This window comes from Nonomuraea longispora, from assembly GCF_004348345.1.
GTDB lineage: Bacteria > Actinomycetota > Actinomycetes > Streptosporangiales > Streptosporangiaceae > Nonomuraea > Nonomuraea longispora.
On sequence record NZ_SMJZ01000295.1, the window covers coordinates 1 to 7,814 of the forward strand.

A 7,814-nucleotide genomic window follows, 5' to 3' on the forward strand; every position below is an offset into this window, starting at 1 on the left:
GCCCTGGCCCCCGTGCGGTTCCCGGTCCGAGGCCGGTCTCAGGGGCGAAGGCGGGCGCGGAGGGGGCGATGCCCGGTGCCATGGCCCGCATGCGGTCGACCGCCCCCGGCAGCGCGAACTGGGCACCCCCCAGCCCTTCGACGAAGTAGCCCCGCCGGCATCGCCCGCTCTCTTCGTACGCCCGCAACACCTGGTAGACCGGCGAGAACCCGCCGGGCAGACGCTCGGAGGTCACCGACCCGCGCGTCACCACCCCGTGCCGTTCGAGCAGCACCTCGGCCTGGGCGTTGGCCCGCTGCGTCGCGTCGGGCGCGGGTGCGGGCAGCAACCACCACCGCCCGGCCACCGTCGGCGGCCCGCTCCGGCTCGGCAGCACCGCCCGGCGCCGCCGCGTGGTGGCGGGCCGGTGGGCGGGCCGTCCGGTGCCGAGCGTCGCCCGCAGCGGCGCGAGCGTGTCGCCCGACACCCGCCCCGCCCACGCCAGGTCCCACAGTGCGGCGACGAGGGCCGTGTCGTCGAGCGAGCCGAGCTGATCGGAGATCCCGCGGAAGAACAGCGCGCCGCCGCCGCCCAGCAGCCCCAGCACACGCTCGTGCACGGGCGTCATGGTGATCTCGGCGGGCTCGGGCAGCAGCAGCGGCGCGGTGTCGGTGAAGTAGAGGGACACCCAGCCGTCGCCGCCCGGCAGCGAGCCCTGCCCCGCCCACATGACCTCGCCGGACGAGGTCAGCTCGTCGAGCAGCGCCGGATGGTAGCCGGGCACCCGCGCGGGCAGCACCAGCGTCTCCAGCGCCGACGCGGGCACGGCCGTCCCCTGGAGCTGCTCGATGGAGCGCACCAGGGCGTCCATCGCCCTGGCCGCCCCGGCCCGCTCGGCCGAGGACGTGCCCGAGCCGGTGATGCCGTGCCAGGCGGGCAGGAACACCGCCAGCGTCTCCGGCGCGACCGGCTCGACCTCCTTGCGGAGCCGTGCCAGCGACCTGCGGCGCAACATGCGCAGCACCCCGGCGTCGCACCACTCCTCGCCCCGCCCGCCGGGCCGGAACTCGCCGCTGACGACCCGTCCCGTCACGGCGAGCCGCCGCAGCGCGTCCGTCACCACGGCGACGCCCAGCCCGAACCTGGCCGCGGTCGTGCCGGCGTGGAAGGGCCCGCGCGTGCGGGCGTGCCGCGCCACCAGGTCGGCCAGGGGGTCGGCGACCGGTTCGAGGAAGACGTGCGGAATCCCCACAGGCAGCGGCACGCCGAGCGCGTCACGCAGCCGCGCCGCGTCCTCGACGGCCGCCCACTGCTCCTCGCCCGCGACCCGCACCCTGATCGCCCGCCGCGCGCGTTCGAGCTCCTCCAGCCAGGCGGGGTCGCCGCCGCGTACGCTCACGTCGGGCGCGAGCAGCGGGCCGTGCGAGCGCAGCAGGTCGGCGAGGTCCTCCGCGTCGCGCAGCGGCCGGTCGAGCCGGGCCAGCTCGCGCTCGCTGTCGGAGATCACGTCGGGGTCGAGCAACTCGCGCAGGTCGGCCTGCCCGAGCAGCTCGGCCAGCAGCGAGGTGTCCAGCGCCAGGGCCTGCGCCCTGCGTTCGGCCAGCGGCGCGTCGCCTTCGTACATGAACGCGCCCACGTAGTGGAACAACAACGACGCCGCGAACGGCGAGGCCTGCGAGGTCTCCACCTCCACCAGCCGCACCCTGCGCGCGGCGATGTCGCGCATGAGCCGGACGAGGCCCGGCACGTCGAAGACGTCCTGCAGGCACTCGCGCATCGTCTCCAGCACGATCGGGAACGAGGCGTACTGGGAGGCCACGCCCAGCAGGTGGGCGGCCCGCTGCCGCTGCTGCCACAGCGGGCTGCGCCGGCCCGGCGTGCGGCGCGGCAGCAGCAGCGCCCGCCCCGCGCACTCCCTGAACCGGGAGGCGAACATGGCCGACCCGCCCAGCTCCTCGGTGACGATCTGCTCGATCTCCTCGGCGTCGAAGGCCGCCACATCGGTGGGCGGCTCGGCCAGCGTGTCGGGAATGCGCAGCACGATGCCGTCATCGGAGTGCACGGCCTGCACGTCGACGCCGTAGCGCTCGCGCAGCCGCCGGTTGATCGCGAGCGCCCACGGGGCGTGCACCCGCGCGCCGTAGGGGGAGTGGATCACCACCCGCCAGTCGCCCAGCTCGTCGTGGAAGCGCTCGACCAGCAGCGTGCGGTCGTCGGGGACGTAGCCGGTGGCCTCGCGCTGCTCGTTGAGGTAGGAGAGCAGGTTGCCCGCGGCGTAGGCGTCGAGCCCCGCCGCCCGCATGCGGTCGGTGGAGCCCTGCTGGGCCTGCTCGCGCAGGAACCGCCCGATCGCCTTGCCCAGCTCGGCCGGGCGGCCGGGCGCGTCGCCGTGCCAGAACGGCAGCTTGCCTGGCTGGCCCGGCGCCGGCGAGACGAGCACCCGGTCGGCCGTGATGTCCTCGATCCGCCAGGACGTCGCGCCCAGCACGAACACGTCGCCCACGCGCGACTCGTAGACCATCTCCTCGTCGAGCTCGCCCACCCTGGAGGACCGCTCGCCCACGAGGAACACCCCGAACAGGCCGCGGTCGGGGATGGTGCCGCCGTTGGTGACCGCGAGCCGCTGCGCGCCCGGGCGCCCCTGGAGGACGCCGGTCACGCGGTCCCACACGATGCGCGGGCGAAGCTCGGCGAACTCCTCGCTCGGATAGCGCCCGGCCAGCATGTCGAGCGTGGCCTCCAGCGCGGTGCGCGGCAGCGTGGCGTAGGGGGCGGCCCGCCTGACCACGGACTCCAGCTCGTCGACCGTCCACTCGTCGAGCGCCGTCATGGCGACGATCTGCTGGGCCAGCACGTCGAGCGGATTGCGCGGATAGCGCAGCTCCTCGATCTCGCCGCTCTTCATCCGCTCGGCCACCACGGCCGTCTGCACCAGGTCGCCGCGGTATTTCGGGAAGATCACCCCTTTGGACACCGCCCCCACCTGGTGGCCCGCCCGGCCGATGCGCTGCAGCCCGCTGGCCACGCTCGGCGGCGCCTCCACGCACGCGACCAGGTCGACCGCGCCCATGTCGATGCCCAGCTCCAGGCTGGAGGTGGCGACCACGGCGGGCAGCCGGCCGGACTTGAGCGCCTCCTCGATCTGCGCCCGCTCCTCCTTGGAGACCGAGCCGTGGTGAGCGCGTACGATCTCCGTCACCACGCCCTTGGCGGATCCGGCCTGCGCCATCAGCTCGGCGGGCGGGCGCCGGGGAGGCTCGGCGCCGGCGGACGGCCGGTCGGGCGGACCCGTCTCCCAGATCGACAGATCGACGCTGTCCGCGCCGTGCGCGCGCTCATAGGCCAGCTCGTTGAGCCGGGTGCACAGCCGCTCGGCCAGCCGCCGCGAGTTGGCGAAGACGATCGTCGAGCTGTGCGCCCCGATCAGGTCGAAGAGCCGGTCCTCGACGTGCGGCCAGATCGACCTGCCGCCCGGCTCGGGCGCGAACTCCCCGCCCTCCTGCGGCCTGCCGCCCTCCATCTCCGTCATGTCCTCGACCGGGACGACGACCTCGATCTCGATCTGCTTCTCCGACGGAGGCTGCACCACGGTGGCCGGGCGGACCCCGCCCAGGAACGCCGCCACCTCGCTCACCGGGCGCACGGTCGCCGACAGCCCGATGCGCTGCGCCGGCCGATCGAGCAGCGCGTCGAGCCGCTCCAGGGTGAGCGCCAGATGCGCGCCCCGCTTGGTGGCCGCGACCGCGTGCACCTCGTCGACGATCACCGTCTCGACCTCGCGCAGCGCCTCACGGGCCTGGCTGGTGAGCAGCAGGAACAGCGACTCCGGCGTCGTGATCAGGATGTCGGACGGCCTGGCGGCGAACCGCCTGCGGTCCTGCGCCGGGGTGTCGCCCGAGCGGATCGCCACCGAGATCTCCGGCACCGGCAGCCCGAGCCGCCGCGCCGTCTGCTTGATGCCCGCCAGCGGCGCGCGCAGGTTGCGCTCGACGTCGACGGCCAGCGCCTTGAGCGGCGACACGTAGAGCACGCGGGAGCCCTTGCGCCCGGCCTGCTCGTCGACCGGCGACGCGGCGAGCCGGTCGAGCGACCACAGGAACGCCGCCAGCGTCTTGCCCGACCCCGTGGGAGCGACGACCAGGGTGTTGTCGCCGCGCGCGATCGACTCCCACGCCCCCTCCTGGGCGGCGGTGGGATCCTGGAACGCCCCGGTGAACCATTGCCTGGTCACCTGGCTGAAGTGGTTGAGCGAGCTCACCAGCACATACTGCCTCGCCACACCGACAGAAACGTCATTCGCACGACGGCGCGTGATTGAGCGGGTGCGATGGCGGACATAGAGCGACCGTGACCATTGACTACGCGTCCATCGAAGCCCGCCGTGCGGAGCTCAGGCGGCGTTACGTCTTACCGCACCGGCCGTCCAGCAGCGCAGGCGGCGTGCACCATCTCGCCCTGCTGTCGTCCGACGTGGAAAGGACCATAACGTTCTACCAGGAACTCCTGGAGTTCCCGCTCACCGAGATCATCGAGAACCGCGACTACAAGGGCTCCAGCCACTTCTTCTTCGACATCGGCAACGGCAACCTGCTCGCCTTCTTCGACTTCCCCGGCCTCGACCTCGGGCCGTACCAGGAAGTGCTGGGCGGGCTGCACCACATCGCGATCTCCGTCGACCCCGCCACGTGGGAACGGCTGCGCGGGAAGCTGGAGATGGCCGGCGTGCCGCACCAGATCGAGAGCGGCGCCTCCATCTACTTCAAGGACCCCGACGGCGCCCGCCTGGAGCTGCTCGCCGACCATCTCGGTGAGATGTACGGCGCGCGGGTGATGTGACCTAGCGCCGCGACGCTCTGCGCGTCCGCGGCCCGCCCGCACGCGGTGACCGCCTGATGCCGGCGTGCCGCTCGGCCCGTTCCTCCTTCTCCTTCCGTACGGCGAGCCGCAGCGCGAGCTGGAGCCGGCGGCGCCTGGCCCGGTTGGCCCTGGCGGCGGCTGACTTGGGGGGTGAAGACTTGGGGGTCTTTGGCATGGGGATGTCCTACCCACCTCCGGCGGGCTTCCATACTTGGTTGCATGCGCCTGACCGAGTTCTGGAGACGGATGAACGCTCACTTCGGTGAGGCCTACGCCGAGTCATGGGCGCGCGACTACGTGCTCGCCCCGCTCGGCGGGCGGACGGTGATGCAGGCGCTGGCCGACGGCGAGAGCGCCAAGACCGTCTGGCGTGCCGTGTGCCAGGTGGAGGACGTCCCGCCCAAGCTGCGCTGAAGCCGCTAGGGCCGGGCGTCGTCCAGCGCCTCGCGCAGCGCGGCGGCCGTACGCTCCAGATCCTCCGCGCTGCCCTGCCCGCGGGGCGACCACAGGAAGAGCCAGCCCTCTCCTGACGGAGTGGCGAAGATGATCGTCTGGCGGCCGGTGTGCGGATGCCACACCCACAACACCGGATCGTCCTCGCCGACCAGCCGGCCGACCAGGCCCACGGCGGGCAGCCGCTCCGCGAGCGCCTCCAGGTGGACGCGCCGTTCCCCGGTGAAGCCGCTCGCCACGTCGCCTCCAAGCCGTCGCCCTGCAGTGAGTCTCCCCAGCTCACCGCGCATGACAACACGCCGGGGCCAACCGTGCCCGAACATCACGTGGCGAGGTCGCGGCGTCACGCGGAGCGCGGGTCTGCGCGCATCGGATCCATGAGGACGCGCATGCGCGCGAAGTCGAACGTGAGCGCGTACGGCTTGAAGAACGCGTGCGTCGGCAGCCCGCCGATGCGGAACCCGAAGCCGTGCTCGAACCAGCCGGGGAACGCGCCGGCCAGACTGGGAACCTGACGGCGGGTGGCGGAGCCGAGCGTCACCGTCTCCACGGTCACCTGATGGAAACCCTCGCCCGGCGGAATCGTGATGCCCGCGGCGTCGAAGGTGGTGCGGGGCGCGGTGAAGCCGATGTCGCCGCCGCCCGTGTCGACGAAGAACACCATCCGGTCCAGGCCGTTCACGGTGCCGTGGGACAGCAGGTAGTGATCGCCCAGGAACCACATGGGGGCGCTGTGCCGCGCCCGGATGTGGGCGCGCGTGTTCTGCCGCAGCACCAGCGCCTGGTCCGGGTAGTCGATGGTGGACAGGAACCGCGACAGGACGCTCGTGCCGATCGCCCCCTGGGTGGCCCTCCCGTCGGGCGCGGTGATCCGGATCGTGTCGGGGATCGTGTGGACCGGCAGGTCGCCGATGCCGAGTTCGCCCATCGCCAGGCGGTCCACGCGCCCTTGGTACGCCTCGTGCTCGCCGTAGAGGGTCTTGCCGGTCGTGTGGCCGTACATCGGGATGCCGAGCCGGTCGGCGTAGTCCTGGTTGAGCGCGAACAGCGCGCCTGTGTCGAGGAAGAACAGCTCGGGCGGCGCGCCGTTCACGGACGCCTCGACCATCGGCAGGGGGTCGGACGCCGCGAACGGGATCCGGGCGGTCTCGGGGCCGGAGATCGTGTAAGGCCTGCGCCCCGCGAAGCTCCTCAGCTGCTCCGGGGTGGCGGTCGGGGCATCCGCCTTGACCCTGGGGAGGAGGTCGGCCAGTTCGGCGTACGCGTCGGCGCGCCACAGGGCGTTGGCCAGGTTGCTCAACGAGCGCGTGTGCCCGGGATCGAGCCGCAGCACCCGCTTCAGCAGCCGTTCGGCCGCGGGCAGGCGGTTGGCCAGCAGCGCGATGTAGGCGTGCTGGGCGAGCGCGGCCACGTGGTCGGGATCGCGGGAGAGGATCTGCCTGTATGAGGCGTCGGCGGCGTCGAAGTCGCCCGCATCGAAGAGCTCGCCGGCCTTGTCCATGAGGTCCGTGAGGTCCGTGAGGTCCATGAGTCGTTCCTTTCGTGGTGGTCGCACGCCTGGGGCGGTGGCCAGGGGACCACCGTCCGCGGCCCCCACCGCGCCGGCGATCGCGAGAGAGGCCGCGCCGGCCTTTGCCGGGAACGCCCGGCGCGGGTCCGTCGCCTTGCCGTCCATCGGGTTCCCACCTTTCAGATACTGATTGGTATTCGGATATCGCCTAGTATTCATATACCCTTGGGAATGTCAACGGAAGGCGGTCATGGCGGTGGCGGAACGGCTCACCCGGCAGGAGCAGCGGGAGCGCAATCGGCTCAAGCTGCTGGAGGCGGCGGAGAAGGTGTTCGCCGAGCGCGGCATTCAGGGCGCCTCCATCGACGAGGTCGCCGCCGAAGCGGGCCTCACCAAGGGCGCCGTCTACTCCAACTTCGCCTCCAAGGAGGAGCTGCTGATCGAGGTCATGCGGCACCGCCTCGGCGGGGAGGCGCGGGCTCAGGCGGACCGCCTGCTCCACTCCGGGCGCGACTCCGAAGCGTTGGTGGAGGAGTTCGGCCGCTACTGGGCCGAACGGGTGCGCGGGGGCGACCAGGAGGCGTTCGCCCAGATGACCGTGGAGCTCATGATCCACGCGACCAGGAACCCGGCCGTGCGCGAACAGCTCGTCGACCTGGTGTTCCCGACCGCCGGCGAAGGCCGGCACCCGCTGTCGCCGCCGGGCAGCGCGCTGGCCGGGCTCCCTTACGAGCAGGCCGACGCCATACTGAAGTCCCTCGACATCGGCATGCGCCTGCTCGTCCTGCTGGCCCCGGAGCGCTGTCCCCCGGAGCTGTTCGCGACGGCCCTCCGCCTTCTCGCCGCACCGAGACCCGACCACCCCTGATCGAGTACGGCCGACCGCGCCGCCGCTTCTCCGCGTCCCGGCAGAGGAGACCGGCAGAGGCGACCCGGAGAAGCGGCGCAACGGGGACCATTCACCAGGGGAGCACTGCCTGGCCTGTCGGTCTGGCCTGGTGGGTGGCTTGGCGGG

7 protein-coding genes are annotated in these 7,814 nt (G+C 72.6%); 3 read left to right on the top strand and 4 right to left on the bottom strand.

Annotation, left to right across the window (positions count from 1 at the left end; all coding sequences use genetic code 11):
- Positions 1-4,243, bottom strand: a 4,243-nt coding sequence (locus tag E1267_RS41095) for an ATP-dependent helicase (protein ID WP_425465128.1), incomplete at its 3' end; no start/stop codon positions are given.
- Between the two features lie 83 nt (positions 4,244-4,326).
- Between E1267_RS41095 and E1267_RS41100 the strand changes: the two genes are divergently transcribed.
- Positions 4,327-4,815, top strand: coding sequence for a VOC family protein (locus E1267_RS41100; RefSeq protein WP_132341315.1), 489 nt, complete (start codon positions 4,327-4,329; stop codon positions 4,813-4,815).
- 1 nt (position 4,816) lies between these two features.
- Here the strand turns inward: E1267_RS41100 and E1267_RS41105 are convergent, their stop codons facing one another.
- Positions 4,817-5,011, bottom strand: a complete 195-nt coding sequence (locus tag E1267_RS41105; RefSeq protein ID WP_132341317.1) for a hypothetical protein — start codon at positions 5,009-5,011, stop codon at positions 4,817-4,819.
- A gap of 44 nt (positions 5,012-5,055) precedes the next feature.
- Here E1267_RS41105 and E1267_RS41110 point away from each other — a divergent pair, with 44 nt between their 5' ends.
- Entirely contained in the window at positions 5,056-5,250 is a 195-nt protein-coding gene (locus E1267_RS41110) for a DUF3046 domain-containing protein (RefSeq protein ID WP_132341319.1), read from the top strand.
- Positions 5,251-5,255: 5 nt separating this feature from the next.
- Here the strand turns inward: E1267_RS41110 and E1267_RS41115 are convergent, their stop codons facing one another.
- Positions 5,256-5,528 (bottom strand): hypothetical protein, encoded by a 273-nt coding sequence (locus E1267_RS41115; RefSeq protein ID WP_132341321.1) that lies wholly within the window; start codon positions 5,526-5,528, stop codon positions 5,256-5,258.
- A gap of 104 nt (positions 5,529-5,632) precedes the next feature.
- Entirely contained in the window at positions 5,633-6,817 is a 1,185-nt protein-coding gene (locus E1267_RS41120) for a retropepsin-like aspartic protease (protein ID WP_165960087.1), read from the bottom strand.
- A gap of 232 nt (positions 6,818-7,049) precedes the next feature.
- Between E1267_RS41120 and E1267_RS41125 the strand changes: the two genes are divergently transcribed.
- The gene (locus tag E1267_RS41125; RefSeq protein ID WP_132341325.1) at positions 7,050-7,667 is read left to right on the top strand and encodes a TetR/AcrR family transcriptional regulator; all 618 of its coding nucleotides are present in this window, start codon (positions 7,050-7,052) and stop codon (positions 7,665-7,667) included.
- Positions 7,668-7,814 lie beyond the last annotated feature (147 nt).